The organism is Rathayibacter sp. AY1F3, from assembly GCF_002931975.1.
Taxonomy (GTDB): Bacteria; Actinomycetota; Actinomycetes; order Actinomycetales; family Microbacteriaceae; genus Rathayibacter.
The window spans coordinates 63,247-90,171 of record NZ_PSVF01000003.1; the positions used below are offsets into that span (position 1 = coordinate 63,247).

Below are 26,925 nucleotides of genomic sequence, written 5' to 3' on the forward strand. Positions count from 1 at the left end.
TTCACACGATGTGATGGCCGTGGTTGTCGGGACGATCCGTCGGACAGATTCCGCTCGTTACGCGGTTCCTCGGGATGCGGTCCCCACTGTAGCACCCTTGAAGTCGACGGCCAGCATGTGCGCGCGCCACGGCGTGGGGGCCTCCCGCTCCACCAGATCCGCGGCGGCGAGGCGCTGCGCGGGGTCGCTGCAGAGCACCAGGACGCTCGGTCCGGCACCCGAGACGACCGCCGCGTAGCCGTGCGAGCGCAGCAGCGCGATCAGCGCTGAGGTCTCGGGCATGGCGGCCGCGCGGTAGTTCTGGTGCAGCTTGTCCTCGGTCGCCGCGAACAGCAGTTCAGGGCTCTGGATGAGGGCGGCTATCAGGAGCGAGGAGCGCGAGACGTTGAACACCGCGTCCTCGTGCGGCACGCTCTGCGGCTGCAGCGAGCGGGCCAGCCGCGTCGACATGGTGTGCTCGGGCACGAAGACGACCGGGGACACGCCGCGGTGGACCATGAGCTTCTTGGAGCGCGGGCGCAGCGGCGAGTCGTCGGCGCCGGAGGCGTGCGGCTCGACCCAGGCGATGGTGAGGCCGCCGAACAGCGCGGGCGCCACGTTGTCGGGGTGCCCCTCCATCTCGGTCGCGATGCGGAGGAGGTCGTCAGAGTCGAGCTCGACGACGCCCTCGAGCAGGCCCTTCGCGGCCATGATGCCGGAGACGATCGCGGCGCCGGACGAGCCCATCCCGCGGCCGTGCGGGATGATGTTGCGCGCGATCACCTCGATGCCGGGCATCTCCTGCCGCTGGTCGGCGAACGTGTACGCGATGGCCTGCACGACGAGGTTCGTCTCGTCGGTCGCCACCTCGCCCTCGCCGACTCCGTGCACGGTGACCCGCGCACCCGTGGCCGCGACGGCCGTCACGTCGAGCTCGTCGTAGAACGAGAGCGCCAGGCCGAGCGTGTCGAAGCCGGGGCCCAGGTTCGCCGAGGTGGCGGGGACCTTGACGTGGACGGTGCGGCCGACGGGAACCGCCGAGGTCATGCGCCGGCCAGCCCCAGCACGTCCGCGATCGCGGCGGTGTCGACCGGGACGACGGTCGGCGTGATGTCCGCGCCGTCGGCCGTGCGGAGGGCCCACTGGGGGTCCTTGAGCCCGTGGCCGGTGACCGTCAGGACGACGGTCGCGTCCTTCGGGATCGCTCCGGCCTCGGCGCGCTCGAGGAGCCCCGCGACGCTGATCGCCGACGCCGGCTCGACGAAGACGCCGACCTCGCCCGCGAGGATGCGGTACGCCTCGAGGATCTTCTCGTCGCTGATCGCGCCGAAGTAGCCGTCGCTGACGGTGCGCGCGTTCAGGGCGAGCTCCCACGAGGCCGGGTTGCCGATCCGGATCGCGCTGGCGATCGTCTCGGGGTGGCGGACCGGGGCGCCGTGCACGATCGGAGCGGAGCCCTCGGCCTGGAAGCCGAACATGCGCGGGAGGCGGGTCGACTCGCCGCGCTCCAGCTCCTCCGAGTAGCCGCGGAAGTAGGCGGTGTAGTTGCCCGCGTTGCCGACCGGGACGATGTGGAAGTCCGGCGCGTCGCCCAGCACCTCGACGACCTCGAAGGCCGCGGTCTTCTGGCCGGCGATGCGGTCCGGGTTCACCGAGTTGACCAGGTGGACCGGGTAGTTCTTCGCGAGGTCGCGGGCGATGTCGAGGCAGTCGTCGAAGTTGCCCTGCACCTGCAGCAGCTGCGCGTTGTGCGCGATCGCCTGGCTGAGCTTGCCCAGGGCGATCTTGCCCTCCGGCACCAGGACGGCCGCGGTGATGCCGGCGTGCGTCGCGTAGGCGGCGGCCGACGCGGAGGTGTTGCCGGTCGAGGCGCAGATGACGGCCTTCGCGCCGTGCTCGACGGCCTTCGAGATCGCCATGGTCATGCCGCGGTCCTTGAAGGAGCCGGTCGGGTTCATGCCCTCGTACTTGACCCACACCTTCGCGCCCGTGCGCGCCGAGAGGGCCGCCGCGGGGATGAGCGGCGTGCCGCCCTCGCCGAGAGTGATGACCGGGGTCGCCTCGGTGACATCGAGGCGGTCCGCGTACTCGTGCAGGACTCCGCGCCACTGCTTGGCCATCTCAGGCTCCTTCAACTCGTAGAACGGACGTCACGGCGCCGACGAAACCATGGGAATGGAGGGCGGTGACGGTGGCCGCCAGATCGGATTCCGCCGCGGCGTGCGTGCCGATGACCAGGGTAGCGGTCGGCTCGCGCCGCTCCGCACCGCCCTGCTCCTCCAGCGGGTCGGCGCCGGGCGGGGTCTGCACCAGGGTCTCGACCGAGACGCCGTGGTCGGCGAAGACGCCCGCGATCTGCGCGAGCACGCCGGGGCGGTCGAGCACCTCGAGGGTGACCTGGTACCGGGTGGTGACGTGGCCGATCGGGAGGACCGCGAGCCCGGAGCTCGCGCTGGTCACCAGGCCGGGGCCGCCGACGACGTGGCGGCGGGCGGCCGACACGACGTCGCCGAGGACGGCGGAGGCCGTCTCGATCCCGCCGGCGCCGGCGCCGTAGAACATCAGGTCGCCGGCCGCCTCCGCCTCGACGAAGACCGCGTTGTTGGCCCCGTGCACGGCCGCGAGCGGGTGGGAGCGGTGCACGAGCGCGGGGTAGACCCGCGCGGACACGCCCTCCACGCCGGTCTTGGCGTCGGTCAGCCGCTCGCAGATCGCGAGCAGCTTGATCACGTAGCCGGAGTCGCGGGCCTGGTCGACCTGCGCCTTCGTGATGCCGGTGATGCCCTCGCGGTGCACCAGGGTGACCGGGACGTCGGTGTGGAACGCGAGGCGGGCGAGGATCGCCGCCTTCTGCGCCGCGTCGTAGCCCTCGATGTCGGCGGTCGGGTCGGACTCGGCGTAGCCGAGCTCGGTCGCGCGGGCGAGCGCGTCCTCGAGGCTCGCGTGCTCGGTGTCCATCCGGTCGAGGATGTAGTTGGTCGTGCCGTTGACGATGCCGAGGATGCGGTGGACCCGGTCGCCGGCGAGGCTGTCGCGCAGCGGCCGGATGATCGGGATCGCGCCGGCGACGGCCGCCTCGTAGTTGAGCTGGGCGCCCACCTGGTCGGCGGCCTCGAAGAGCTCGTTGCCGTGGGCGGCGAGCAGCGCCTTGTTGGCCGTGATCACGTCCGCGCCCGACGAGATCGCCGTGAGGATGTGGCTGCGGGCGGGCTCGAGCCCGCCGATCAGCTCGACCACGATGTCGGCGCCCAGGATCAGCGACTCGGCGTCGGTGGTGAGCAGGTGCTTCGGGATGTCGGCGGTGCGGGGCGCGTCCACGTCCCTGACGGCCACGCCTACGAGCTCCAGCGGCGCCCCCACGCGCTGGGCGAGCTCGTCGCCGTGGTCGAGCAGGAGGCGCGCCACCTGGGCACCGACGGACCCGGCGCCCAGCAGGGCGACGCGGAGGCTGCGGTACTCGATCATCGGGAGGTGGCCTTTCGTTCGATGCCGGCGTCGCGGCGGAGGAGGTCCTCCTCGGTCTCGCCGCGCACGAGGACGCGCGAGCGCCCGTCGCGGACGGCGACCACCGGGGGGCGCCCGAGGTAGTTGTAGTTGCTGGCGAGCGACCAGCAGTAGGCGCCGGTCGCGGCGACGGCGAGCAGGTCGCCCGGCCGCACGTCCGCGGGCAGGAAGTCGTCGTGGACGACGATGTCGCCCGACTCGCAGTGCTTCCCGGCCACCCGCACGAGGGCGGGCTCGGCCGAGGAGGAGCGGTCGGCGATCCGCGCCGTGTAGTCGGCGCCGTAGAGCGCCGGACGGGCGTTGTCGCTCATGCCGCCGTCGACGCTGACGTAGCGGCGGACCGCGGTCGAGCCCTCGGAGCCGACCGTCACGTCCTTCACGGTGCCCACCTCGTAGAGGGTGACGCCGGCGGGCCCGATCAGCGAGCGGCCGGGCTCGATCGCGATGTGCGGCACCGGGACGCCGCGGGCGGAGCACTGCTCGGCGACCGCGTCGGCGACGGCGGCCGCGATCTCGGCGATCGGGGTCGGGTCGTCGGCACTGGTGTACGCGATGCCGAAGCCGCCGCCGAGGTTGAGCTCCGGCACGGGGCCGTCCGCGAGCAGTGCCGCGTGGACGTCGAGCAGGCGCGACGCCGACTCCGCGAACCCGGCGGAGCCGAAGATCTGGGATCCGATGTGGCAGTGCAGCCCGAGGAACCGCAGGGAGGAGAAGGAGCGGATGCGGGCGACCGCGGCCGGGCAGTCGGCGAGTGCGAGGCCGAACTTCTGGTCCTCGTGCGCCGTGGCGAGGAACTCGTGGGTGTGCGCGTGCACTCCGCTGTTGACCCGGAGGCGCACCGCCTGCACGCGGCCGTGCCGCTCGGCCGCGGCTGCGACGCGCTCGATCTCGACGAGGCTGTCGAGCACGATCGTGCCCGCGCCCACCTCGACGGCCCGGTCGATCTCGCGGAGCGACTTGTTGTTGCCGTGGAGGCCGAAGCGCTCGGGCTCGATCCCTGCGGCGAGGGCCACCGCCATCTCGCCGCCGCTGGAGAGGTCGAGGTTCAGGCCCTCGTCGCGCATCCAGCGGGCGACCTCGGTCGAGAGGAACGCCTTGCCCGCGTAGTAGACCGTGACGCCGGTGCCGATGCGGCCGAGCTCGCGGGCGAAGACCTCGCGCATCTCGACGGCCCGGCGGCGGGCGTCGGCCTCGTCCACCACGTAGAGAGGAGTGCCGTGCTCGCGCACCAGCTCGGCGACGGGCACTCCGGCGATCCGGATCCCGCCGTCCTCGCCGCGCTCGGCGCTGTCCGGCCACACGCCGTCGGCCAGGGCGTTCGGGTCGGCGGGCGTGTGCAGCCACTCAGGCGCGAGCGGATGCCGGGGGGCGCGGGCGTCGACGGTGTCCACGGGTGAGACCTCACAGGAGAGAGTGGGAGCGTCACTGCGGGGCGAGCGGGTCCGGATTGACCCCTGAAGCCAGCGATGTCAGTGTTCGGCCCGCGGAAGACGCCGGCACAGGGCTCCGATCCTACCGGTCCGGGGCGGCGGCGCCGCTCGGGCTCAGGCGCAGGTGCCCGGTTCCTGCTCCGCGGGGTCGCTGAGGAACGTCGGAGAGAGCGCGAAGCTCGCGTTCAGCGACTCGTCGGCGACCTCGACCCCGGTCAGCGTCAGTCCGCGCGGCACCGAGTCCGCGATGCACACGGACGACGGAGCGAGCAGGTCGCCGGAGACGGCGCCGAAGCGGTCGCGGAAGTCGGTCGCCGAGAAGGTCGCACCGGCGGCGGAGACCTCGGCCGGGGTCAGCCGGATGGCGCCGTCCACGGCGGCGAGCTCCATCCCCACGCCCGCGCCGAGCCGGAGGCCCAGCACCTCGACGGAGGCGGTCACGCGCACGAGCGGAGCGTCCAGGGTCACCTCGTCGACAGGAACGGTGCTGCGCTCGGTGACGAGCCGCGAGACCGAGGCCGCGTCGATCGCGACCGTCGTGCTGCCGGACTCGACCGCTCCGACGCCGCTCACCGGCACCCCGATCAGGGTCGCGGCGACGTCGCCGTCGAGCTCGCCGAACGTCACGTCCGAGCTGCGCAGGTCGAGCCGGTCCAGCCGCCCCGAGACGAGCTGCGGGAGCACGGCCCAGCCCGCGACGTCGACGTCCACCGCCCGGTCCGCGGGCAGTGCGAGCGCCTCGCGGAGGCTCGCGGCGGCGCGGTCCGCGACGGCGCGGCGGGCGAGCGAGTCACCCACCACCGCCGCGACCACGAGCAGCACCAGCACCACGACGACCACCACGGCCGCGCGTCCCCCGCGCCGGCGCCGCGGCGCCGCCCCCGACGCGCTCACATCCGGTCCGGGGCCGTGACGCCCAGCAGGGAGAGCCCGTTGCGGAGCACCTGCCCGGTCGCCTCGTTCAGGCGCAGCCGGGTCGAGTGCACGGCCTCGACCGGGTCCTCGCCCTGCGGCACGACCCGGCAGTTGTCGTACCAGCGGTGGTAGAGGCCGGCGACCTCCTCGAGGTACCGCGCGACGCGGTGCGGCTCGCGCAACTCCGCGGCGTGCGCCACGATGCGCGGGAACTCCTGCAGGCCGCCGAGCAGCGCCGACTCGGTCGGATGCACCAGCGTCTCGGGCGCGAACGGCTCGACGGGGACGCCCGACGCCGCGGCCTTCGCCGCGACCTGGCGGGTGCGCGCGTGGGCGTACTGCACGTAGTAGACGGGGTTGTCGTTGCTCCGCTTGGTCAGCAGGTCGAGGTCGATGTCGAGGGTCGAGTCGGCCGAGGAGCGCACCAGCGAGTAGCGCGCGGCGTCCACGCCGACGGCCTCCGTGAGGTCCTCCATCGTGACGACGGTCCCCGCCCGCTTGGACATCCGGACCGCCTCGCCGTCGCGGAGCAGGTTGACCAGCTGGCCGATCAGGATCTCGAGGTTCACGCCCGGGGTGTCGCCGAACGCCGCGCACATCGCCATCATCCGGCCGATGTAGCCGTGGTGGTCGGCGCCGAGCATGATGATCGCCCGATCGAAGCCGCGCTCGCGCTTGTCGAGGTAGTAGGCGAGGTCGCCCGCGATGTAGGCCGCCTCCCCGTCGCTCTTGATGATGACGCGGTCACGGTCGTCGCCGAACGAGGTGGTCCGCAGCCAGGTGGCGCCGTCCGCCTCGAAGATGTGCCCGAGCTCGCGGAGGCGCTCGATCGCGCGGTCGACGGCACGCGACTCGTGCAGGGAGTTCTCGTGGAAGTACACGTCGAAGTCGACGCCGAACTCGTGCAGGCTCTGCTTGATCTCGCCGAACATCAGCTCGACGCCGATCGAGCGGAAGGTCTCGGCGAGCTCCTCCTCGGGCAGGACGGCGAGGTCGCCCGGGTAGGCGGCCGCGACGCGCTCGGCGATGTCGCCGATGTAGGCGCCGCCGTAGCCGTCCTCCGGGGTCGGCTCGCCGCGGTGGGCGGCGAGGAGGCTCCGCGTGAAGCGGTCGATCTGCGCGCCGTGGTCGTTGAAGTAGTACTCCCGGGTCACCTCGGCGCCCTGCGAGAGGAGCATCCGGGCCAGGCTGTCGCCGACCGCCGCCCAGCGCGTCCCGCCGATGTGGATGGGGCCGGTGGGGTTGGCGGAGACGAACTCGAGGTTCATCCGGACGCCGGCGTAGGCGGACCCGGTGCCGTAGGCCTCGCCCGCCTCGACGATCGCGCCGGCAAGTGCGCCCGCGGCCGCGGCCTCGAGCCGGACGTTGAGGAAGCCGGGACCGGCGACCTCGACGGTGGCGACGCCCTCGACCGCGCCAAGCCCCTCGGCCAGCTCGGCGGCGAGCTCGCGCGGGTTCGCGCCGACCCGCTTCGCGAGCTTCATCGCGATGTTCGAGGCCCAGTCGCCGTGGTCGCGGTTCTTCGGGCGCTCCAGCACGACGTCCGAGAGCTCGACGCCCGCATCGCTCCCCCGTCGCTGCACGGCGTCGAGGACGAGGGCGTGCAGGGAGGCGGCGAGCTGTTCGGGAGTCACGGGGAGCGATTCTACCGGCCGCCGCGCACGCGCCCCCCGTCCCTCCTGCACCGCGGGGCCGCTCGGCAGGGCGGCGTTGCTAGGGTGCGACGCATGCGCCGTCCCGCCGCCCTCCTCCTCGTCGCCCTCGCCGCGGCGGCCCTCTCCGGCTGCTCCCCTGCGGCCGACCCGGAGCCGAGCGCGAGCGGCGCCGTCAGCGGCACGCCGATCCCCCTCGCCTGCGAGCAGCTGGTCCCGGCCTCGGCGCTCGCGGGCCTGTGGGGCGGATTCTCCCCGGACGACGGCATCGGGACCACCGCCGTCTCCGAGGAGATCGCCCAGTACGACGGCCTGGTCTGCGGATGGTCCGACGATTCGGGCGCCGAGCTGCAGCTGGCCGTGGCCCACCTCGACCCCGCGGTGATCGAGGCGCTCAAGAACGAGTTCTTCACCACCAGCAAGGCCGTCCCCACCTACGGCAAGCCGCCGGAGATCGAGGGCTACTACCAGGTGGCCGAGGGGCGGGGCGTCGCGGACGCCTTCGTCGGCGAGTACTGGATCGAGGCGTCCAGCGCCTCCTTCGTCGAGCCGGGCGACCCCGAGCCGCTCGTGCGGTCGGCGATCGGCGTCCTCGCCGACTGAGCCCCGGCGTCAGCCCAGGCGCACCGGCGAGACGTGGTCGTCGACGAGCGCCGCGTCGCAGTCCGCCTCCACGCTCATCCCGGTCAGGCGCAGGTCCGTCAGGTAACTGCTGAGGAACGCGGTGTCGGCCGTGTCCCGTCCGGACGAGATGCGCAGCATCGACCCGCGCGGAGCCAGCCGGGTCGCGTCCACGACGTGCCAGGCGCCGCCGACCCAGGCCTCCGTGACCGCGTGGAAGTCCCGCGGCTCGAGGCCCGGCGCGTAGACCGCTGTCACCCGAGCGGGGATGTCGAGAGCACGGAGGAGCCCGGCGACCGTGTGCGCGAAGTCCCGGCACACGCCCTGGCCGCTCTCGATGACCTGCGCCGCTCCCCCGGTGCCGACCGTCGAGCCGTAGACGTACGACAGGTGGCCGTGCACCCATTCCTCGACGGCCGTCAGCGCCTCGAAGCCCCGGGCCCGCCCGAACTCGCGCCGGGCGATCCCTCCGAGCACGTCCGCCTCGGCGTACCGGCTCGGCCGCAGGTACTCGACGAGCTCGAGCTCGCTCGGCTCGTCCGGAGCGCCGTGCCCGGCGACTCGCGCCCGGTACTCGACCCGCAGGTCGCCCTCGTTCCCCGCGACGCGGTGCACGCGAGCGCCGTGCCGCGCCGGGAACTCCCGCACCGGCACGTCCTGCCCGTCGAGCCGGACGGTGAAGGAGTCCTCGAACGAGTCGCCCGTGGGCGTCGCCGCCACCAGGAAGATCAGGTCGGTCGGACCGTTCAGACGCAGATCCAGCGAGGCGGAGACAGTGCGCAGCATGGCTCCATCGTGGCATGCGGGAGGACCGCTCCCGGCGTCGGGCCCCGCCCCGCCCGGGTGCTAATGTGGTCAGGCACTCCTGGCCCCCATAGCTCAGGGGATAGAGCACTGCCCTCCGGAGGCAGGGGCGTAGGTTCGAATCCTACTGGGGGCACATCCGCGGTCCTGCGCTCCCTTCCCTCGCATGCAGGCGCTCAGCTCCGGTGCTCGACGCCCCTCGAGGCGCACCCCTCCACCACGGACCGAGCGGCGTCACCCGGTGGGCGACCGAGTCCGACCGTGGCGGTCCTCACCCGGCGCTCCGACCCTCCCCGGACAGCACGAAGGCCCGCGATCGTCGATCACGGGCCTTCGGAACGTTCACCACCGGCACTCGGCCGGTCGGGCTCATTCGTAGAGGTGGAAGGTGCCGGCGCAGTCGGCCGAGCAGAAGCCGTCGCGGCGACGGGCCGAGGCCGCTCCGCAGGCTTCGCAGCGGCGGCGTCCGAGCATCCGCGAGATCAGGCTCTGAGGCGCCGACGCGACCACCGAGACCGGGGTGTCGGGGCGCACGGGGGCTCCCGTGGTCGAATCGAGCTGGATCCCAGCGGTGTCGAGCGTGGCGCGAAGCATCCGTGTTCCTTCCGATCGGTGAACCATGTGCGAGCACTGTATTGCCAGTCCCTGAGATTCTGCGAAGGGCTTGACGCGGCTCGCGATCGAGAGTAGCCGAAATCGACATATGTCGGTCAGTCGGGATCGACCCGGGGAACGACGAACAGCCGCGCCCCCTCCTGGCGGAGAGAGGCACGGCTGTTCGGGTGTCGGGGATCGGTGGGCGGACCACGCCGGAGCTCATGGGAGCGGGGCGTCGGGCCCGGAACGACCGGGAAGTGGGCCTAGTACGCGCCGCTGGTGCTCCGGGTGTCGATCGCCACCGTAGATGCGGGAACCGGCGCCGGTCGCAGGGCGGGGAGCGAGGCGCTCCTGCCCGTGCGGAACGGCAGCAGGACGAGCATGACGGGGAGAAGGACGATCCACAGGAGGACCGACAGCGCGAGACGCGCCCAGATGGAAAGAATATTGAGCATGTTTGTGCCGCCTTCGGGTGACGGTAGAGGTGAACTTCGCGAACAGTATCATCGGGCCGACGGGGGGAGAAGAGTAGAATTGCGCCATTGATCGCGCCTCTCCCGCCACGCCCCCGAGCGGTCTATTACTCCTCATTCGTCGCCCAGCGCCGATCGGATGGGTCGATCCCGCATCCGATCGACACACGGCCCGCCCAGTGCGTCCTCCTGGGAGCCGGGCCGTAGGGTGAGCGCGTGAAGATCCTTGTCGTCGAAGACGATCCAGCCATGGGTGAGGCCCTCGTCGGCGGCCTCGAAGACGCCGGCTACGAGGCCGTGCTGACCACGAACGGCATCGACGCGCTCGTCGCGTTCAGCAACGCCGAGTTCTCGGCCGCCATCGTGGACGTCATGCTCCCGGCGATGTCGGGCTTCGAGATCTGCCGCCGGATCCGCGAGCTCGGCCGGCCCACGCCGATCATGCTGCTGACCGCGCGGGACGCGATCGAGGACCGCGTCTTCGGGCTCGACGCCGGAGCGGACGACTACCTGACCAAGCCGTTCGCGTTCACCGAGCTCAACGCGCGCCTCCGGGCCCTCCTGCGCCGCAGCCCGTCGCTGATGTCCACCTCGATCGACGTCGGACGCATCACCGTGGACGGATCGAGCATCCGGCGCACCGCCGACGGCTCGCGCATCCACGTCAGCCCGAAGGAGCTCGAGCTCCTCAAGCTCCTCATCACTCCCGTCGGCTCCGTCGTGACCCGCCAGCGGATCCTCTCCGAGATCTGGGGCGGCGGCGAGATCGTCGACAACAACATCGTCGACCAGTACGTCAGCTACCTGCGCAAGAAGCTCCCGACCGAGGACACGGGCGTCAGCATCGTGACCGTCCGCGGCAAGGGCTACTTCCTCCGCCCGGTCGAGTAGCCCGTGTCGCGGATGAGCACGGCACGCCGCAGGGTCGGCGCGCTCTCGATCCGCGCGAGGATCACCGTGGGAACGGTCGCTGTGGCGACCGCCCTCTTCGCGCTCGCGGCGCTGCTCTTCTACCAGGTGGTCACCGGCATCGTCGACCGCAGCGAGCGGACGATCCTGATGTCGATCGAGGACGAGGTGCGCCGCGACATCTCGGCGGGCAACGTCCCGCGCACGCAGGGCTCGTCGACGGGCCAGCTGTTCCTCGCCCTCGCTCCCGACGGGAGCGTCAGCACCTCGACCATGCCCTCGCGCCTGAGCGGCGAGGTGCTCAGCGCTCTGGCGGAGGAGCCCGCCGACACCTCGCCCCGGTACGCCGACGTGACGACGGCGAACGGCAGCTACCTGGTCCGCTTCACGGCCATCGAGAGCGATCGCGGCGTCTGGCAGGTCGCCTCCGCGCGCGACCAGGCCGCGTCGCAGCTCGTCCTCGACGACTTCGCCCACGTGCTCGTCTACGCCGCGATCTTCCTCGTCGTCACGTTCGGGCTCGCCTCGTGGATCCTGACGGGCGCGGCCCTCGCCCCGGTGCGGCGGATGCGGGCGCGCGCGGATCAGATCGCCGCCGAGCCCGGGCAGGGCGACCAGCTCCCGGTCGTCGGCACGCGCGACGAGATCGACGAGCTCGCGGTGACGCTGAACGCGTTCCTGACCAAGCAGACCGCGTCGCTGGCCCGGGAGAAGCAGATGGTGTCGGATGCGAGCCACGAGCTCCGCACTCCCCTCGCCGCGCTCTCCGCGCAGCTCGAGATCGCCCACCATCGCGTCGACGACCCGGTCGCGGTCGACCGGGTCATCCTCGACGCGCAGAAGAGCGTCGACCGGCTGGTGCGCCTCGCGTCCGCCCTGCTCGACATCTCGCGCATCGAGAGCCGCACTGTCCGCCCGACCGCTCCCTTCGCCGAGCTCGTCGACGAGCTGGTGGGTGCCGTCGACCGCACCCGCCTGCTCGCCTCGGAGTCGGGGGTGGAGATCGACTACGAGATCGACGAGCGCGAGCCGGCGCGGCTCTACGCGGTCGCGTCCCAGGACTTCGGCCGGGTGATCGACAACCTCGTGAGGAACGCGATCCAGGCGATGAACGGCGGCGGCATGATCGTCGCCTCCCTCTCGCAGTCGGACGGGCGCCTGATGCTCAGCGTCTCGGATGACGGACCGGGGATGCCCGACGCCTTCATCCCGGTCGCCTTCGACCGCTTCTCCCGCCCGGACGACTCCCGGACCCTCGCCTCCGGCGGCAGCGGTCTCGGACTGGCCCTGGTGCACACCACCGTGCTCTCGGCCGGCGGGACGGTCGCCCTGGTCAACCGCTCCCCCCGGGGTCTCGCGGTCGACATCGTCCTCCCGCCCGTCGGCTCCGCCTGAGCCGCCCCGCCCCGGGAACGACGAAGGCCCCCGGCGGACCGGGGGCCTTCGTCGAGGATCGTCAGCGCGGGTCGTCCTCGGGGCGGACGGGCTGCGGCTGCGGGTCGCCGATCGCAGCGGGCGGCGGAGCCCAGGCCGTCTGCGGCGCCTCCGCCGGGGAGGTGCCGCCGTCGAGCAGGTTGCGCGCGCGGTTGACCACCTCGGGGTCCACGAGCACGGAGTAGCTGGTCGCGATCACCTGCATGGTCGAGGTGAAGTCGCGACGGCGGCGGTTCACGGCGTAGGAGGCGAGCCCGAAGAGCATCCCGAAGCCGGCGCCGAGGAGGACCGCCGCGATGAGGAAGGAGAACTCCGTCGTCGGCGAGAAGATGATGAGCAGGAGGCCCAGGAAGACACCGAACCAGGCGCCGGAGGCCGCTCCGGCGAGGGCGACGCGGCCCCAGGTGAGCTTGCCGGTCACCCGCTCGACGCTCTTGAGCTCGTTGCCGATGATGGCGAGCTGGCGCACCGGGAAGTCGGCGCGGGCGAGCACGTCGACGGCGGCCTGCGCCTCCTTGTACGTGTCGAACGTGGCGAGGATCTCCCCGCGCGGGATCGTGGGGAAGGCCGGCCCTCGGCCGCTGAACGGCGTCTGCTGAGTCACCCGGACAGAATCGCACAGGCCACTTGAAGGTCTCTGAACGGATTCGGAGAACCGGCCGAGGGCGAGCCGGGAACGCTCGGCGTCCGCCCGGCTGCACGGGACTAGGTTTGTAGCCGTGAGTTCCGCCAGAGTCTTCGTCGCGCGCTTGGCCGGATGCAGTGTCTTCGACCCGGCCGGCGATCGCGTCGGCAAGGTCCGCGACGTGCTCCTGGTCTACCGGCAGAACGACGCCCCGCGGGTGGTCGGCCTGGTGGTCGAGATCCCCGGGCGCCGTCGCGTCTTCGTGTCGATCGGCCGGGTCACCAGCATCGGCAGCGGCCAGATCATCACCACCGGGCTGATCAACGTGCGCCGCTTCGAGCAGCGGGGCGGCGAGGTCCGCGTCATCGCCGAGCTCCTCGGCCGCCGGGTGAGCTTCGTGGACGGCTCCGGTGACGCGGTCGTCGAGGACGTCGCGATCGAGGAGGCCGCTCCCGGCGAGTGGGAGCTCGCGCAGCTCTTCGTCCGCCGGCCCAAGACCAGCCCCTCCCCCTTCGCCAAGGGCGCGACCGCCTTCGCCGGCTGGCGCGAGGTCCGCGAGAGCGTCTCGACCGAGGCGCAGTCCGCCGAGCAGTACGTCGCCAGCCTCTCCGAGCTCAAGCCCGCCGACCTCGCCAGCACGCTCCTCGACCTGCCGCAGCAGCGGATGCTCGAGGTCGCCGGCGAGCTCTCGGACGACCGCCTCGCGGACGTGCTCGAGGAGATGCCCGAGAGCGAGCAGGTCGAGATCCTCGGCCGGCTCGACGACGACCGCGCCGCCGATGTGCTCGACCAGATGCAGCCGGACGACGCGGCCGACCTGATCGCCCAGCTCTCGGAGGAGCGCGGCGAGGCGCTCCTGGAGCTGATGGAGCCGGAGGAGGCGGACGACGTCCGCATGCTCCTCACCTACGCCCCGGAGTCCGCCGGCGGTCTGATGACCACGGAGCCGATCATCGTCTCCTCCGAGGCGACCGTCGCCGAGGGTCTCGCCCTCATCCGCCGCCACGAGCTCGCCCCGGCCCTCGGCGCCGCAGTCTGCGTCACACTGCCGCCCTACGAGCCGCCGACCGGCCGCTTCCTCGGCATGGTGCACTTCCAGCGGATGCTCCGCTACCCGCCGCACGAGCGCCTCGGCACCCTGCTCGACCAGAGCATGGACCCGATCACGCCCGAGACCTCGGCGGCCGAGGTCGCCCGGATCCTGGCCAGCTACAACCTCGTCTCGGTGCCCGTCGTCGACGCGTCCCACCGCCTCGTCGGCGTCGTGACCATCGACGACGTCCTCGACTACCTCCTCCCCGACGACTGGCGCAGCCACGGCGACGACGACGAACCGAGGAAGCCGGTGACGACGGCGACGCAGGGCGTCCCGCTCGTGCCGCCGGCACCCGCGGCGACAGGCAGGACACGACGGGGACGGAGGGGCGCGCGTGGCTAGGGACGCCAAGCAGGACCGGCGCCTGGACGCTCCGAAGGGCTTGCGCACCCGCGTCCTCTCGCGGCGGAACCGCCCGAGCAGCGACCGCTTCGGCCGCCTGACCGAGTCGTTCGCCCGCGGCATGGGCACGCCGTGGTTCCTGGTCGGGATGACGATCTTCTGCGTCTTCTGGCTGATGTTCAACACCTACGGGCCCGCGGACGCGCGCTTCGACTCGCAGGCCCTCGGCTTCACGGTGCTGACGCTGATCCTCTCGCTGCAGGCCTCCTACGCCGCGCCGCTGCTGCTGCTCGCGCAGAACCGCCAGGACGACCGCGACCGCGTGCAGATCGAGCAGGACCGGCAGCGGGCCGAGCGCAACCTCGCGGACACCGAGTACCTCGCGCGCGAGGTCGTGGCCCTGCGCCTGGCGATCCGCGACATGGCGAGCAAGGACTTCATCCGCTCGGAGCTGCGCGGCCTGCTCGAGGAGCTCGAGAAGGATCGGGCGCAGGAGCCCGAGCGGCGCGATGCCTGACGTCGCCGCCATCGAGACCGCCGTCAGGACGGCGCTGGCCCGCGTCGTCGATCCGGAGATCCGGAAGCCCATCACCGAGCTCGACATGCTCGAGTCGGTCGAGGCGGCCGTCGACGGAGCGGTCCGCGTCGCGATCCGGCTGACCATCGTCGGCTGCCCGGCCGCCTCCGCGATCGAGCGCGACGTACGCGAGGCCGCGGCCTCGGCTCCCGGAGTCACGGCGGTCGACGTCGTGGTCGGAGTCATGACGCCGGCGCAGCGCACCGCCCTCACCGAACGCCTCCAGGGCGGCCGCCGGAGCATGCCCTTCGGCCCGGACTCGCTCACCCGCGTGTACGCGGTCACCAGCGGCAAGGGCGGCGTCGGCAAGTCGACCGTCACCGCCAACCTCGCGGTCGCCCTCGCTCAGCGGGGGCTCGCGGTCGGCCTCGTGGACGCCGACGTGCACGGCTTCTCCATCCCCGGCCTGCTCGGCCTGATGCACGACGGGCGCGTCGCGGGGCCCACCCGCGTCGGCGAGCTGATGCTGCCGCCGGTGGCGCACGGCGTGAAGGTCATCTCGATCGGGATGTTCCTCGAGGGCGACACCCGCGGGGCGGCCGTCTCCTGGCGCGGACCCATGCTGCACCGCACCATCTCCCAGTTCCTCACCGACGTGTACTTCGGCGACCTCGACGTGCTCCTGCTCGACCTGCCTCCCGGCACGGGGGATGTGGCGATCTCCATCGGGCAGCTGCTCCCGCATGCGGAGGTCCTCATCGTCACCACCCCGCAGCCGGCGGCCGCCGACGTGGCCGAGCGCAGCGGCGCGCTCGCCCGCCAATCGGGTCAGCGCATCGTCGGAGTGGTCGAGAACATGTCGGGGCTTCCGCAGCCCGACGGCTCGGTGCTGAAGCTCTTCGGCAGCGGAGGCGGGGCCGAGGTCGCGCGTCGGCTCACTGCGACGGGCGACGAGGTGCCGCTGCTCGCGTCGCTGCCGATCTCCGTGGCGCTGCGGGCGGGGGGCGACGAGGGCGTGCCCGTCGTCGTCGGCGATCCGGAGGATCCTGCCGCCCGGGCGATCGACGCCCTGGCGGCGACGCTCGCCGCGCGGCCGCGGGGACTGACCGGCCGTCGGCTCCCGCTCGCCGTCGGCTGACGCCTCCGCGCGGCTTCGTGCGGGCGGCGTCGGTCGGGACGCCCGCCCGGCGCTCCTCGCGGAGCAGGGCTCAGGTGGCCTCGGAGTCGATCGGCGGCGGCGCGACGCTCGAGAGCGTGCCGGAGGAGACGGAGCGCTGCATCGTCGTGTAGTAGCTGTCCTGCGCTGAGCCGGTGCCGCCCGGCACGACCGGAGCGGCGACAGCGGTGGGCGGCTTCACGGTGGGGGCCGGATCGTCCTCGAGCAGGGCGTCGCGGATGATGCGGCGGGGATCGTACTGGCGCGGGTCGAGCTTCTTCCAGTCGACGTCGTTGAACTCGTCGCCCATCTCGTCCTTGACGCGCTCCCGGGCCTGCGTGGCGAATCCGCGCACCTTGCGCACGAGCTGCCCGAGCTGGGCGGCGTAGTGCGGGAGGCGGTCGGGACCCAGCACGAAGACGGCGATGACCCCGATGATGAGGAGCTTGTCGAACGTCAGACCGAACACGAGGACAACACTAACCCGCCGCGCCTCCCTCGCGGAGCCCGCGCGCCACCGTACCCTGACGATGCCCGGGCGCGATCCGCCCGGTGCACCGATCAGAGGAGCGCCCCCGTGTCCGACAAGGATGCCAACTGGAAGTACGCCGAGGACGCGGTCGTCGAGTCGGAGGCCATCGCCTCGGCCCGCCGGCTCTCGGTCGAGCTGGGCATCGACGCCGTCTCCCCCTCGATCGGCGCGCAGGCCGCGCTGGTCGCCGCCGCGGCGCGCGCGACCTCCATCATCGAGATCGGCACCGGCACCGGAGTGAGCGGCCTGTGGCTGCTCGACGGCGCCCCCGAGGCCATGCTCACCTCGATCGACTCCGAGGCGGTGCACCAGCAGCACGCGCGCGCCCAGTTCCACGAGGCGGGCATCTCGCCGAATCGGCTCCGGCTCATCCCGGGCCGCGCCCTCGAGGTGCTGCCCCGGATGAACGAGAACTCCTACGACATCGTCTTCGTCGACGGCGATCCGCTGCAGGTCATCGAGAACGTCGAGCACGCGCTGCGGCTCGTCCGTCCGGGCGGGACGGTCCTCGTCCCCCACGCGCTCTGGCGCGGACGCGTGGCCAACCCCGCGCAGCGCGACGAGATCGCGACGGCGTTCCGCACGCTGGTGGCCGAGGTCTGCGCCTCCCCCGCCGTGGTCAGCGTGCTCTCGCCGATCGGCGACGGCCTGCTACAGGCCAACAAGCGCCGCGCCTGACGAGCGCGCCCGGTGACAGACGGAACGCCCGCCGCACGGTGTGCGACGGGCGTTCACGACGATGCGGATCAGGCGGGAGACACCACCGACGCGAGCGCGTCGTGCAGCTCTTTCGCCTCTGCATCGTTGACCGAGACGACGAGGCGTCCGCCTCCTTCGAGCGGAACGCGCACGACGATGAGTCGGCCCTCCTTAACAGCCTCCATCGGTCCGTCTCCGGTCCTCGGCTTCATGGCCGCCATAGAGTTCCCCTTTCGTGACGTATCCCCCTATTATCGTGCATCCGCGGGGGTGTTCCGAACCGCGCCCGGAAGTCGGGCGTCAGCCGATCACGGCGGGGACCAGTCGCCCGGGGTGAACACCCAGCACAGCAGCACCCAGACGATCTGCCCGACGATCGATGCGGCCACCACGAACACCCTCAGGAGGGTCGACCGCGGCACCGCGAGCGCCCCGGCCAGCGGGAACATCGGCATCAGGATGCGGAACGTGCTCGACTGCGGGTAGAAGAACGCGAAGAGGTAGATCGCGTAGCCGCCGACCCAGAGCCGCGAGAAGACGTCGAGGCTGCGCGTGGCCCGCGAGAACAGGATCGCCAGGAATCCGAGCACCACCACGACGGTGATGCCCATGCCCGTGATCGGCGAGCCGAACCAGAGGCCTCCCCACCAGCCTCCACCGGCGAACCAGGAGGTGAAGGGGATGAGCTCGCCCTCGCCGATGAAGACGCTGCGCCAGGCGAGCTCGGTGTCGGTGTACGCGGTGAAGGAGCCGGTGACCGCCCAGGCGATGAGCAGCCAGGCGAACCCCACCGCGAGGGACCAGACCGTGAGGGAGACCGTGAAGGCGAACTCCCGGCGGGCGAACGGCTCGGTGCCGCGCACGTGGCGCCAGACGCGGTAGAGGAAGTAGAGGCCCGTCATCGCCGCGATCGCGAGGCCGCTCGGGCGCAGGAGCCCCACGACCAGCACGACGGGGAACGTCCAGATCCACTTGCGGCGCACCAGCAGGAGGAGCAGCACGGCCGTCAGGAGGATGCCGCCGGACTCCGCGTAGCCGATCTGCAGGATCGGGGACGTCGGAGCGACGCAGAAGAAGACGATCCCCATCAGCGCCTGGCCCTCGCTGAGCGAGACGCGGAACAGCCGGTAGATCACCAGGCACGCCGCTGCACTGCAGACCAGGGCGACGAGCACCGCCGCGTTCGCCCAGTCGAGCCCGGTGATGTTCATCAGGCCGCGGACGGTGAACGGGTAGACGGGCATGAACGCCCAGGGGTTCTGCTCCACGGCTCCGGACGGCGAGAGCGGCAGGACCGACGGGTACCCCGTCATCCCGATCCGCTCGTACCAGCCGCCGTCCCACGTCGTCGCGAACCGGACGTAGGTGTCGCGGAGTCCCGTCCACTCGACGCCCTGACGCACGGCGCCGACACGGAGCATGATCACGGTCGTGACGACGCGGGACACGGCGAAGACCAGGAGCACCTGGATCCACCACGGGATCCTCCGGAGCAGACCCCAGCGGGAGCGGGACGGAGAGGCGTCCTCCGTCTCCGGCGCGATCGCGGTGGCGCTCACGCGAGAGGCCCGCGGTCCGTCGGGGAGGCGGTCGTCAGCGGGGAGCGGGCGGGTGTCGCCGCGGCTCGCCGGCGGGTCGGCCGGAGGAGGGGCGACGCGTGTCGCGGCTCACCGGCTGGCGTGAGGGGAGACATTCCGACGAGCATACCCGTGCGGGAGTCGGGAGTCCCCGGAGGAGCACCGCGCCGGGCGGGCGCGCGGCACGATCACGGCGGAGTCCAGTCCGATCCGGCGACGGCCCAGCAGATCGAGATCCAGACGATCTGGCCGCCGATCCCGAGCAGGACCAGCGCGACGCGGAAGACCGGCGAGCGCGGCACCGCCAGCGCTCCGACGAGCGGGAACATCGGGCCCAGCAGCCGGAAGGTGCTCGACTGCGGGAAGAAGAACGCCAGCAGGTAGACGCCGTACCCGGCGACCCAGGCCCGGCTGAAGAGATCGAGCCGCCGTGTCCACGGTGCGGCGAGGATCCCGACGAACGCCGCCAGCAGGAGCACCACCAGCACGACGCCGACGGCCGGAGCACCGAACCACCACGAGCCCCACCAGGCGCCGCCCTGGAACCACGGGGTCAGCGGGAGCAGCTCCTGGTAGCCGATGTAGACCGCACGCCACGCCAGCTCGGTGTCGGTGTACGCGGTCATCGACCCGGTGACGGCCCACGCCACGGCGGGCCAGAGGAAGCCGACCACGAGCCCCCACGCCGTCAGGCCCACGGCCGGCAGCCACTCCGACCGAGGGAACGGGTCCGTGCGGCGCCGGACGAACCGGTAGACGACGTACAGGCCGAGCGCGGCGGCGAAGGCGAGCCCGCTCGGCCGGGTCAGGCCCAGCAGCAGCACGACGGGCACGACCGCGAGCCAGCGGCGCCGCACCAGGAGGAGGAGCGTGACCGCGGTCAGGAGCATCGCCATCGACTCCGCGTAGGCGAGCTGCATCAGCGGCGAGGTCGGCGCCACGCAGAACAGCAGCACCGCCGTCAGCGACTGCGACTCGCCGAGGGAGTGCCGGAAGAGGCGGTACAGGACGAGGCAGGCTCCGGCTCCGCACAGGACGGAGACGGTCACGGCGGCCGGAGCCCAGGTGAGGCCGGTGACCGCCATCAGCGCCTTCACGACCCCCGGGTAGAGCGGCATGAAGGCCCAGGCGTTCTCCCCCACGTGGCCGTCCTGCGTGATCGGCAGGAAGCCGGGGTACCCGGTGGCCGCGATGATCTCGTACCAGCGGCCGTCCCACATCGACGCGAAGGCCGAGTAGGACGGGGAGGGGCCGGTCCACGGGTTCGCGAGCTGGTGCGCGGCGAACTGCAGCAGGATCACTGTCGTGACCACGCGGGTCGCGATGTACACCAGGAGGACGCGCGCCCACCACGGGACCAGGCGCAGGCGGAGGCGGACGGGGACGGCCGTGGCGGTCGCGCTCACGAGGACGCGGTCAGCCAGCGGCGGAGGCCCTCGGTGCACTCGGTGATCTCGTGCACCGCCACGCGCTCGTCGTCGGCGTGGGCCCGGAGCGGGTCGCCCGGTCCGTAGTTGACAGCCGGGATGCCCATGGCGGAGAACCGCGCGACGTCGGTCCAGCCGTACTTGGGCTTCGCCTCGGCTCCGACGGCCGCGAGGAAGGCCTGGGCCAGAGGTGCGTCCAGCCCCGGGCGGGCGCCCTCGGCCAGATCGTCCACCGTCACCTCGAACCCCTCGAAGAGCTCCTCGAGGTGGGCGAGCGCCTCCTCCCCGGACCGGTCGGGGGCGAAGCGGTAGTTGACCTGCACCGTGCAGAGGTCCGGGATCACATTGCCCGCGACCCCGCCGGTGACGCGCACGGCGTTGACGCCCTCGCGGTACACGAGGCCCTCGACCTCGACCTCGCGCGGCACGTAGGCGGCGAGGCGGTCGAGGATCGGCGCGGCCGCGTGGATCGCGTTCTCGCCGACCCAGCTGCGGGCGGAGTGGGCGCGGACTCCTCGGGTGACCACGTCGACCCGAAGCGTCCCGTTGCAGCCGCCCTCCACTGCTCCGCTCGTCGGCTCGCCGAGCACCGCGAAGTCGGCGGAGAAGAGGTCGGGGCGGTGCCGGGAGAGGCGGCCGAGGCCGTTGAGGTCCGCTGCGACCTCCTCGTTGTCGTACCACATCCAGGTGATGTCGACGGCCGGATCGGAGAGCTCGGCGGCGAGGACGAGCTGCACCGCCACTCCGGCCTTCATGTCGACGGTCCCGCGGCCGACCAGGTGCTCGACGCCGTCGATCGTCTCGGCGACGACGGGCAGGTTGCCGTTGACCGGCACCGTGTCGAGGTGCCCGGCGATCACGACGCGCTGGGCGAGGCCGAGGTTCGTCCGCGCCACGACGGTGTGGCCGTCGCGGATGACCTCGAGGTGGTCGTACTGCTCGAGCGCCCACTGCACCGCGTCCGCGATCTCGAGCTCGTCGCCCGAGACGGACGGGATGTCGCAGAGGATCCGCGTCAGGGCGACCGGATCGGTGCGCAGATCGAGCGGAGGGGCGGTGGTCGGATCGGCCATGCGCCCCAGGGTAGCGGCCGGACGCTCCGCGCTACCCTGATCGGCATGACCCTCGAGCACTCCGCAGACTCCTCCGCGCCCGCCTCCGCCTGGGGATACGGGCTCGCCACCGTGGCCGCCGACGGCACCGTCCTCGACACCTGGTTCCCGGAGCCGCGCCTCGGCACCATCCCGGCCGGCCGCGACCCCTGGATCGTGCCGGCGGAGTTCGAGGAGCAGGCCGGCGAGGATCCGCGCCGCGAGGTCCGCATCGACGTGGTCACGCTGCAGATCGACGTGCAGGCGCCGCCCGCCTCCACGTCCGACGCCTACCTGCGGCTGCACCTGCTCTCGCACCTCCTGGTCCGCCCGAACGAGGTGAACCTCGACGGCGTCTTCGCCCACCTGCCGAACGTGGTGTGGACGAACGCCGGTCCGGTCTCGCCGGAGTCGTTCACCCGCCTGCGCCCCTCGCTCCGGCGCCACGGCATCCAGGCCACCGGGATCGACAAGTTCCCGCGGCTGACCGACTACGTCACCCCCGCGAAGGTGCGCATCGCGGACACCTCGCGCGTCCGCCTCGGGGCGCACCTGGCACCCGGCACGACGGTGATGCACGAGGGCTTCGTCAACTTCAACGCCGGGACCCTCGGCAGCTCGATGGTCGAGGGGCGCATCTCGCAGGGCGTCGTGGTCGGCGACGGCTCGGACATCGGCGGCGGCGCGTCCATCATGGGCACCCTCTCGGGCGGAGGAGTGCAGCGCGTCTCGATCGGCGCGCGGGCGCTGCTGGGTGCGAACTCGGGCATCGGCATCTCCCTCGGCGACGACACCGTCGTCGAGGCCGGCCTCTACGTGACCGCCGGCACCAAGGTCGTCGTGGTCGGCGGAGCGCCGCGCGCCGACGGCGCCCCGCAGACCGTGAAGGCCGTGCAGCTCTCGGGCGTGCCGAACCTGCTCTTCCGCCGCAACTCACTCACCGGAGCCGTCGAGGTCCTCCCCCGCACCGGCGCCGGCATCGAGCTGAACGCCGCCCTGCACGCCTGAGGACGGGCGTCCCGCGCCGCCGGGCCCAGCAGGCGGCACCCCGGGACGAACCGTGCTGATCGAGTCCGCGGCGACCACACCGCTCTGCGTCCCGCCTCGAAGAAGAGGTTCGAGCCTCGGACGGCTGACGAGAGGCGGGTGCGCCGCACGGCGAGAACCCGCCCCCGGCGGGGACGGGCTCTCGGGGACCGGTCAGCGGTCGGTCGGCCAGTGGCGCTCGGGTGACCCCATGTAGAGCTGCTGCGGGCGGCCGATCTTGGTCTGCTTGTCGGTGTTCATCTCGCGCCAGTGGGCGATCCAGCCGGGCAGGCGGCCGATCGCGAAGAGCACGGTGAACATCCGGGTCGGGAAGCCCATCGCCTTGTAGATGACGCCCGTGTAGAAGTCGACGTTCGGGTAGAGGCGCCGCTCCTTGAAGTAGTCGTCCTCGAGAGCGAGGGCCTCGAGCTCCATCGCGATGTCGAGCAGCGGGTCCTTCACGCCGAGGGCCTGCAGGACCTCGGAGGCGCTCTCCTTGACCAGCTTCGCGCGCGGGTCGTAGTTCTTGTACACCCGGTGGCCGAAGCCCATCAGGCGCACGCCCTCCTCCTTGTTCTTCACCCGCTCGACGAACGTCGACACGCTCTCGCCCGACTCGCGGATCCGGCCGAGCATGGTGAGCACCGCCTCGTTCGCTCCGCCGTGCAGAGGGCCGAACAGGGCGTTGATGCCTGCCGAGACGGAGGCGTAGAGGTTCGCCTCGGTCGAGCCGACGAGGCGGACGGTCGACGTCGACGCGTTCTGCTCGTGGTCCTCGTGGAGGATCAGGAGGCGGTCGAGCGCCTTCGAGAGCACCGGGTCGACCTGGTACTGCTCGGCCATCGTGCCGAAGTTGAGGCGGAGGAAGTTGTCGACGAAGCTCAGCGAGTTGTCCGGGTAGAGGAACGCCTGGCCGATCGCCTTCTTGTGGGCGTACGCCGCCATCACGGGCAGCTTCGCCAGGAGGCGGATCGTGGTGAGCTCCACCGCCTCGGGATCCTTCGGGTTGGAGCTGTCCTCGTAGTACGTCGACAGGGCCGAGACCCCGGCCGAGAGCACCGACATGGGGTGCGCGCTGTGAGGGAGCGCGTCGAAGAAGCGCTTGAGGTCCTCGTGGAGGAGCGTGTGGCGGCGGATGCGCTCGTCGAAGCCCGCGAGCTCATCGGCCGTCGGCAGCTCGCCGTAGATGAGGAGCCAGGCCACCTCGAGGTAGGTCGCGTTGGTGGCCACCTCCTCGATCGGGTAGCCGCGGTAGCGGAGGATCCCCTGGTCGCCGTCGATGTAGGTGATCTGCGACTTGGTCGCCGCCGTGTTCACGAAGCCGTAGTCGAGCGACATGAAGCCGGTCTGCTTCGACAGGGTCGAGAAGTCGATGCTCGAGGAGCCGTCGACGCTGCGCAGGACCGGGAAGTCCGCGGTGCGGTCGCCGAAGGTGAGCGTGACCTTCTCGGGGAGCTCCTGCTCCGCCGGCGCGGGAGGCGGCGTCGTGGCGCTCCCGGTCGCGGGCTCCGTGGAGCCCACCGTCGCGGTTCCGTCGCTCTGCGTGCCGGATTCGGTCACAACGCCTCCCAGGTCGTCGCGGTCGCACCCCGGAAGCGCTCGCGCGGAGCGGGCGGCGCCGGGTCTGGATCGTGGTGCAGCCGGGGCCTCGCGAGGCGCCGTCGACCGAACCACATACAGCCTATGGGCAAAGCGGGGGCACTGTGACATCGCCCAGCGCTGGGGCCGGGGCCTTGTCGGAACCCGCCAGGATCGGCCGGGTCGAGCCCCTCAGAGGCCGCCGGACAGGCGCTCGACGGCCGCGTCGATCCGCTCGTCGGAGGCCGTCAGCGAGAGGCGCACGTGCTCGGGGAAGCCCTCCCCGTAGAAGACGCCGGGGCCCGCGAGGACGCCGAGGCGGGCGAGACGGTCGATGGACTCCCAGGCCGGGCGGCCCTCGGTCGCCCACAGGTAGAGGCCGGCCTCGCTGCGGTCGATCCGGAAGCCCGCGGACTCGAGGGCGGGCAAGAGGCGGTCGCGGCGGGAGCGGTAGCGCTCCTTCTGCGCGGCGACGTGCTCGTCGTCGGCGAGGGCGACGATCATCGCCTCCTGCAGCGGACCGGGCACGATCATGCCCGCGTGCTTGCGGACGGTCACCAGGCGCGCGATCAGGGCCGCGTCCCCGGCGACGAAGGCGGCGCGGTAGCCGGCGAGGTTCGACTGCTTGCTCAGCGAGTAGACGCCGAGGACCCCGGTGCGGTCCTCCCCCACCACGCGCGGGTCGAGGACGCTGGGGATCGGCTCGTCGGCCCAGCGGCCGTCCCAGCCGAGCTCGGCGTAGCACTCGTCCCCCGCGATCACGGCCCCCAGCTCACGGGCACGCGCGACGGCGCGCTGCAGGGCGGGCACGTCGAGCACGGCGCCATCGGGGTTGCCGGGAGAGTTGAGCCAGACCAGGCGGGTCGTCGCGGGCCATTCGGCCGGGTCGTCGGAGGCGAGCGCCTCGGCGCCGGCGATCGCCGCGCCCATCGCATACGTCGGGTAGGCGGCGCGCGGATGCACGACCACGTCCCCCTCCCCGAGTCCGAGGAGGAAGGGCAGCCAGGCGACGAGCTCCTTGGAGCCGATCGTCGGCAGGACCTCGTCGATCCCGAGGCCCTCGACTCCGCGCCGCCGCGCGTACCAGGCGGCGATCGCCTCGCGCAGAGCGGGGGTGCCAACGGTCGTGGGGTACGCGTGCGAGTCCGTCGCGCGGGCGAGCGCGTCGCGGATCGGGGCGGGCGTCGGGTCCACCGGCGAGCCGATCGACAGGTCGACGATCCCGCCGGGGTGCTCCGCCGCCGTGCGGGCGAAGGGCGCCATCAGGTCCCAGGGGTAGTCGGGCAGCGCGCCGAGGGCCACGGGAGCGGCCTCAGTGGCTCTGCGGAGGCAGCGCCGCGATGACCGGGTGGTCCTTCGCGATCACGCCGACCTTGGCGGCTCCGCCCGGGGAGCCGATCTCGTCGAAGAACTCGACGTTGGCCTTGTAGTAGTCGGACCACTCCTCGGGGAGGTCGTCCTCGTAGTAGATCGCCTCGACGGGGCAGACCGGCTCGCAGGCACCGCAGTCGACGCACTCGTCCGGGTGGATGTAGAGCGAGCGCTCGCCTTCGTAGATGCAGTCGACCGGGCACTCGTCGATGCAGGCGCGGTCTTTGACATCGACGCACGGAAGTGCGATCACGTAGGTCACGGTGCTCCAGGTCCCTTCGAACAGTGTCTCTATCGTACGGGGGCCGACGGGGCGTCGGCGTCCGCGGGCCGCGGGGCGGCGGCGGGAGCGGCCGCCCGCAGCCGCGGCCACGCGATCACGACGAGGGCGATGAGGGCGGGGAGGAAGGTCCAGGCCACGCCGAGGCCGTTCGCCGGGACGAGGACGGATCCGCCGGTGCTGCGCAGGGCGAGCAGCCCGATCATCCCGAGCAGGCCCATCGCGGTGCAGAACGCGACGAACCGGTCGATGAGCACGAGGCGCAGCCCGAGCAGGAGCAGCAGCACGCCGGCGAGGGAGGCGGCGAGGCCGACCGGGAGGACGGCACCGCCGACCGACACGGTGCTCTGATGGGCGACGGTCGTGATCGCCCCGACCACCGCGCCGACCACGACTCCGGCGACGCCCGACAGCACACGCGATCCGAGCGTCGGACGCTCCTCCGGCAGCGGCGCCGGACGGCCCGCCTGCGCGACCGGGCGGAAGCGCTCGATGCGGCCGATGGGGAACGGCGGACCGCTCGAGAGCCGGGCCTCGTCGCCCTCGACCACCAGCTGCGTCGCGTGCGCCTCGAGGGCCGCGCGCTTGCGGGCGTGGTCCTCGGCGGACAGCTCGATCACGACGTCCCCGGGGAGGGACGGGGCCGCGTCGGGGAGGACGGCGAGGAAGCGCAGGCCCAGGCGCTCGGCGGCGCGCTCGGCGACCCGGGCGGTACGGACGTGGTCCGGGTGGCCGTAGCCGCCGCCCGCGTCGTACGACAGCACGACGCCCGCGTCGACCTGCCGGAGGACGGCGACGAGATCCGCCACCTCCTCGTCCTCGGGCGCGGCGGTGAAGGACGCGGGATGCACCGGCTCGAGCGGCACCGGGACGCGGCCTGTGCCCCACTGCATGCCGGAGTCCCGGTAGACCCGCGGAGCGAGGCCGGGTGCGCGGGCACCCGCCTCGCCGAGGAAGCGGTGGTCGGCGACGCCGAGGGCCGTCAGGGCGACGACGAGCTCGGTCGTCCGGTGCGCGGCCAGCTCGGCCGAGCCCTCGAGCGGAGCGAGGTCCTCGGGGATGACCTCGCCGCACTCCCCCCGCGTGGCGGTGACGACGGTGACGGAGGCGCCCTGCGCCACCAGCCGCGCCAGGGTCCCGCCCATGGTGATCGTCTCGTCGTCGGGGTGGGCGTGCACCGCCACCACCCGCTCCGCTGCTGCGTCCCGGCCCGCGTCCACTCTCCGCCTCTCGTCCTGCGCGGCCTCCGCTGCGGGCGCTTCTGGACAGCGACCGGGCAGCGGACTACAG

The 26,925-nt window shown here is 72.4% G+C and carries 27 protein-coding genes and 1 tRNA gene; 9 read left to right on the forward strand and 19 right to left on the reverse strand.

Annotation, left to right across the window (positions count from 1 at the left end; translation table 11 throughout):
* Window positions 1-57: 57 nt before the first annotated feature.
* The 6 genes from thrB to argS all read right to left on the reverse strand — a co-directional run bounded on the left by thrB (window position 58) and on the right by argS (window position 7,462).
* Window positions 58-1,026, reverse strand: a complete 969-nt coding sequence (thrB, locus tag C5C39_RS03150) for a homoserine kinase (protein ID WP_104223004.1) — start codon at window positions 1,024-1,026, stop codon at window positions 58-60.
* Window positions 1,023-2,099, reverse strand: coding sequence for a threonine synthase (thrC, locus tag C5C39_RS03155; protein WP_104223003.1), 1,077 nt, complete (start codon window positions 2,097-2,099; stop codon window positions 1,023-1,025). The genes thrB and thrC overlap by 4 nt, the downstream gene beginning before the upstream one ends.
* 1 nt (window position 2,100) lies before the next feature.
* Complete coding sequence (locus C5C39_RS03160) at window positions 2,101-3,444, reverse strand: homoserine dehydrogenase (RefSeq protein ID WP_104223002.1); 1,344 nt, start codon at window positions 3,442-3,444, stop codon at window positions 2,101-2,103.
* Window positions 3,441-4,874, reverse strand: a complete 1,434-nt coding sequence (gene lysA / locus C5C39_RS03165; protein ID WP_104223001.1) for a diaminopimelate decarboxylase — start codon at window positions 4,872-4,874, stop codon at window positions 3,441-3,443. The genes C5C39_RS03160 and lysA overlap by 4 nt, the downstream gene beginning before the upstream one ends.
* Window positions 4,875-5,027: 153 nt before the next feature.
* Entirely contained in the window at window positions 5,028-5,756 is a 729-nt protein-coding gene (locus C5C39_RS03170) for an LmeA family phospholipid-binding protein (RefSeq protein ID WP_104262485.1), read from the reverse strand.
* Between the two features lie 47 nt (window positions 5,757-5,803).
* A complete protein-coding gene (argS, locus tag C5C39_RS03175; RefSeq protein ID WP_104222999.1) occupies window positions 5,804-7,462 on the reverse strand; it encodes an arginine--tRNA ligase in 1,659 nt (552 codons plus the stop codon).
* A gap of 93 nt (window positions 7,463-7,555) precedes the next feature.
* Here argS and C5C39_RS03180 point away from each other — a divergent pair, with 93 nt between their 5' ends.
* A complete protein-coding gene (locus C5C39_RS03180) occupies window positions 7,556-8,083 on the forward strand; it encodes a hypothetical protein (protein WP_104333000.1) in 528 nt (175 codons plus the stop codon).
* 9 nt (window positions 8,084-8,092) lie between these two features.
* Here the strand turns inward: C5C39_RS03180 and C5C39_RS03185 are convergent, their stop codons facing one another.
* Window positions 8,093-8,887 carry a transglutaminase family protein gene (locus tag C5C39_RS03185; RefSeq protein ID WP_104232730.1) on the reverse strand — a complete coding sequence of 265 codons (795 nt, stop codon included), beginning with the start codon at window positions 8,885-8,887 and terminating at the stop codon, window positions 8,093-8,095.
* Window positions 8,888-8,969: 82 nt separating this feature from the next.
* On the opposite strand from C5C39_RS03185, the gene C5C39_RS03190 reads away from it, so the two are divergent.
* Window positions 8,970-9,041, forward strand: a tRNA-Arg gene (locus C5C39_RS03190).
* Between the two features lie 233 nt (window positions 9,042-9,274).
* On the opposite strand, the gene C5C39_RS03195 is transcribed toward C5C39_RS03190, so the two are convergent.
* Both C5C39_RS03195 and C5C39_RS03200 read right to left on the reverse strand, forming a co-directional pair.
* On the reverse strand, window positions 9,275-9,499 hold the full coding sequence (locus C5C39_RS03195) for a hypothetical protein (protein WP_104249561.1): 225 nt from the start codon (window positions 9,497-9,499) through the stop codon (window positions 9,275-9,277).
* 266 nt (window positions 9,500-9,765) lie between these two features.
* Complete coding sequence (locus C5C39_RS03200; RefSeq protein WP_104345316.1) at window positions 9,766-9,957, reverse strand: hypothetical protein; 192 nt, start codon at window positions 9,955-9,957, stop codon at window positions 9,766-9,768.
* Window positions 9,958-10,191: 234 nt separating this feature from the next.
* On the opposite strand from C5C39_RS03200, the gene C5C39_RS03205 reads away from it, so the two are divergent.
* Both C5C39_RS03205 and C5C39_RS03210 read left to right on the forward strand, forming a co-directional pair.
* A complete protein-coding gene (locus C5C39_RS03205; protein ID WP_258059273.1) occupies window positions 10,192-10,866 on the forward strand; it encodes a response regulator transcription factor in 675 nt (224 codons plus the stop codon).
* Between the two features lie 12 nt (window positions 10,867-10,878).
* Window positions 10,879-12,279: a cell wall metabolism sensor histidine kinase WalK gene (locus C5C39_RS03210; RefSeq protein WP_146076469.1), complete on the forward strand. Its 1,401-nt coding sequence runs from the start codon at window positions 10,879-10,881 to the stop codon at window positions 12,277-12,279.
* A gap of 61 nt (window positions 12,280-12,340) precedes the next feature.
* Here C5C39_RS03210 and C5C39_RS03215 read toward each other — a convergent pair whose 3' ends face one another.
* Window positions 12,341-12,922 (reverse strand): general stress protein, encoded by a 582-nt coding sequence (locus C5C39_RS03215; RefSeq protein WP_258075760.1) that lies wholly within the window; start codon window positions 12,920-12,922, stop codon window positions 12,341-12,343.
* A gap of 115 nt (window positions 12,923-13,037) precedes the next feature.
* On the opposite strand from C5C39_RS03215, the gene C5C39_RS03220 reads away from it, so the two are divergent.
* Genes C5C39_RS03220 through C5C39_RS03230 form a run of 3 tightly spaced genes read left to right on the forward strand, consistent with a single transcriptional unit; the run spans window position 13,038 to window position 16,036 of the window.
* Complete coding sequence (locus tag C5C39_RS03220) at window positions 13,038-14,381, forward strand: magnesium transporter MgtE N-terminal domain-containing protein (RefSeq protein ID WP_104225554.1); 1,344 nt, start codon at window positions 13,038-13,040, stop codon at window positions 14,379-14,381.
* Window positions 14,374-14,898, forward strand: coding sequence for a DUF1003 domain-containing protein (locus C5C39_RS03225; protein WP_104352661.1), 525 nt, complete (start codon window positions 14,374-14,376; stop codon window positions 14,896-14,898). The genes C5C39_RS03220 and C5C39_RS03225 overlap by 8 nt, the downstream gene beginning before the upstream one ends.
* A complete protein-coding gene (locus C5C39_RS03230; protein ID WP_104352662.1) occupies window positions 14,891-16,036 on the forward strand; it encodes an Mrp/NBP35 family ATP-binding protein in 1,146 nt (381 codons plus the stop codon). Before C5C39_RS03225 ends, C5C39_RS03230 begins: the two co-directional genes overlap by 8 nt.
* 70 nt (window positions 16,037-16,106) lie before the next feature.
* Here C5C39_RS03230 and C5C39_RS03235 read toward each other — a convergent pair whose 3' ends face one another.
* A complete protein-coding gene (locus tag C5C39_RS03235) occupies window positions 16,107-16,523 on the reverse strand; it encodes a twin-arginine translocase TatA/TatE family subunit (protein WP_146076468.1) in 417 nt (138 codons plus the stop codon).
* A 108-nt stretch (window positions 16,524-16,631) separates the two neighbouring features.
* On the opposite strand from C5C39_RS03235, the gene C5C39_RS03240 reads away from it, so the two are divergent.
* On the forward strand, window positions 16,632-17,264 hold the full coding sequence (locus tag C5C39_RS03240; RefSeq protein WP_104222989.1) for an O-methyltransferase: 633 nt from the start codon (window positions 16,632-16,634) through the stop codon (window positions 17,262-17,264).
* 68 nt (window positions 17,265-17,332) lie between these two features.
* Here C5C39_RS03240 and C5C39_RS03245 read toward each other — a convergent pair whose 3' ends face one another.
* The 4 genes from C5C39_RS03245 to dapE all read right to left on the reverse strand — a co-directional run bounded on the left by C5C39_RS03245 (window position 17,333) and on the right by dapE (window position 21,362).
* Window positions 17,333-17,506, reverse strand: a complete 174-nt coding sequence (locus C5C39_RS03245; RefSeq protein WP_068208299.1) for a DUF3117 domain-containing protein — start codon at window positions 17,504-17,506, stop codon at window positions 17,333-17,335.
* Window positions 17,507-17,593: 87 nt separating this feature from the next.
* Entirely contained in the window at window positions 17,594-18,844 is a 1,251-nt protein-coding gene (locus tag C5C39_RS03250) for a hypothetical protein (RefSeq protein ID WP_104222988.1), read from the reverse strand.
* A gap of 206 nt (window positions 18,845-19,050) precedes the next feature.
* The gene (locus tag C5C39_RS03255; protein ID WP_258075761.1) at window positions 19,051-20,268 is read right to left on the reverse strand and encodes a hypothetical protein; all 1,218 of its coding nucleotides are present in this window, start codon (window positions 20,266-20,268) and stop codon (window positions 19,051-19,053) included.
* Window positions 20,265-21,362 carry a succinyl-diaminopimelate desuccinylase gene (gene dapE, locus C5C39_RS03260; RefSeq protein WP_104272627.1) on the reverse strand — a complete coding sequence of 366 codons (1,098 nt, stop codon included), beginning with the start codon at window positions 21,360-21,362 and terminating at the stop codon, window positions 20,265-20,267. Before dapE ends, C5C39_RS03255 begins: the two co-directional genes overlap by 4 nt.
* Window positions 21,363-21,407: 45 nt before the next feature.
* On the opposite strand from dapE, the gene dapD reads away from it, so the two are divergent.
* Complete coding sequence (gene dapD, locus C5C39_RS03265) at window positions 21,408-22,388, forward strand: 2,3,4,5-tetrahydropyridine-2,6-dicarboxylate N-succinyltransferase (protein WP_104232738.1); 981 nt, start codon at window positions 21,408-21,410, stop codon at window positions 22,386-22,388.
* 192 nt (window positions 22,389-22,580) lie between these two features.
* Here dapD and C5C39_RS03270 read toward each other — a convergent pair whose 3' ends face one another.
* From C5C39_RS03270 to C5C39_RS03285, 4 genes are all read right to left on the reverse strand, one after another.
* A complete protein-coding gene (locus C5C39_RS03270) occupies window positions 22,581-23,966 on the reverse strand; it encodes a citrate synthase (RefSeq protein ID WP_258059270.1) in 1,386 nt (461 codons plus the stop codon).
* A gap of 210 nt (window positions 23,967-24,176) precedes the next feature.
* Window positions 24,177-25,286, reverse strand: coding sequence for a succinyldiaminopimelate transaminase (gene dapC / locus C5C39_RS03275; RefSeq protein ID WP_104352663.1), 1,110 nt, complete (start codon window positions 25,284-25,286; stop codon window positions 24,177-24,179).
* 10 nt (window positions 25,287-25,296) lie between these two features.
* Entirely contained in the window at window positions 25,297-25,617 is a 321-nt protein-coding gene (gene fdxA, locus C5C39_RS03280; RefSeq protein WP_104222984.1) for a ferredoxin, read from the reverse strand.
* Window positions 25,618-25,646: 29 nt separating this feature from the next.
* Window positions 25,647-26,855, reverse strand: coding sequence for a PIG-L family deacetylase (locus C5C39_RS03285; protein ID WP_146083869.1), 1,209 nt, complete (start codon window positions 26,853-26,855; stop codon window positions 25,647-25,649).
* Window positions 26,856-26,925: the final 70 nt, after the last annotated feature.

Excerpts from the sequence above, each read along its gene's own strand:
- dapD (WP_104232738.1), top strand. The coding sequence starts at position 21,408 with ATGACCCTCGAGCACTCCGCAGACTCCTCCGCGCCCGCCTCCGCCTGG.
- C5C39_RS03210 (WP_146076469.1), top strand. The coding sequence starts at position 10,879 with ATGAGCACGGCACGCCGCAGGGTCGGCGCGCTCTCGATCCGCGCGAGG.
- C5C39_RS03195 (WP_104249561.1), bottom strand. The coding sequence starts at position 9,499 with ATGCTTCGCGCCACGCTCGACACCGCTGGGATCCAGCTCGATTCGACC.
- thrC (WP_104223003.1), bottom strand. The coding sequence starts at position 2,099 with ATGGCCAAGCAGTGGCGCGGAGTCCTGCACGAGTACGCGGACCGCCTC.
- C5C39_RS03180 (WP_104333000.1), top strand. The coding sequence starts at position 7,556 with ATGCGCCGTCCCGCCGCCCTCCTCCTCGTCGCCCTCGCCGCGGCGGCC.
- C5C39_RS03230 (WP_104352662.1), top strand. The coding sequence starts at position 14,891 with ATGCCTGACGTCGCCGCCATCGAGACCGCCGTCAGGACGGCGCTGGCC.
- thrB (WP_104223004.1), bottom strand. The coding sequence starts at position 1,026 with ATGACCTCGGCGGTTCCCGTCGGCCGCACCGTCCACGTCAAGGTCCCC.
- C5C39_RS03185 (WP_104232730.1), bottom strand. The coding sequence starts at position 8,887 with ATGCTGCGCACTGTCTCCGCCTCGCTGGATCTGCGTCTGAACGGTCCG.
- dapE (WP_104272627.1), bottom strand. The coding sequence starts at position 21,362 with ATGGCCGATCCGACCACCGCCCCTCCGCTCGATCTGCGCACCGATCCG.
- C5C39_RS03245 (WP_068208299.1), bottom strand. The coding sequence starts at position 17,506 with ATGGCGGCCATGAAGCCGAGGACCGGAGACGGACCGATGGAGGCTGTT.
- C5C39_RS03200 (WP_104345316.1), bottom strand. The coding sequence starts at position 9,957 with ATGCTCAATATTCTTTCCATCTGGGCGCGTCTCGCGCTGTCGGTCCTC.
- C5C39_RS03160 (WP_104223002.1), bottom strand. The coding sequence starts at position 3,444 with ATGATCGAGTACCGCAGCCTCCGCGTCGCCCTGCTGGGCGCCGGGTCC.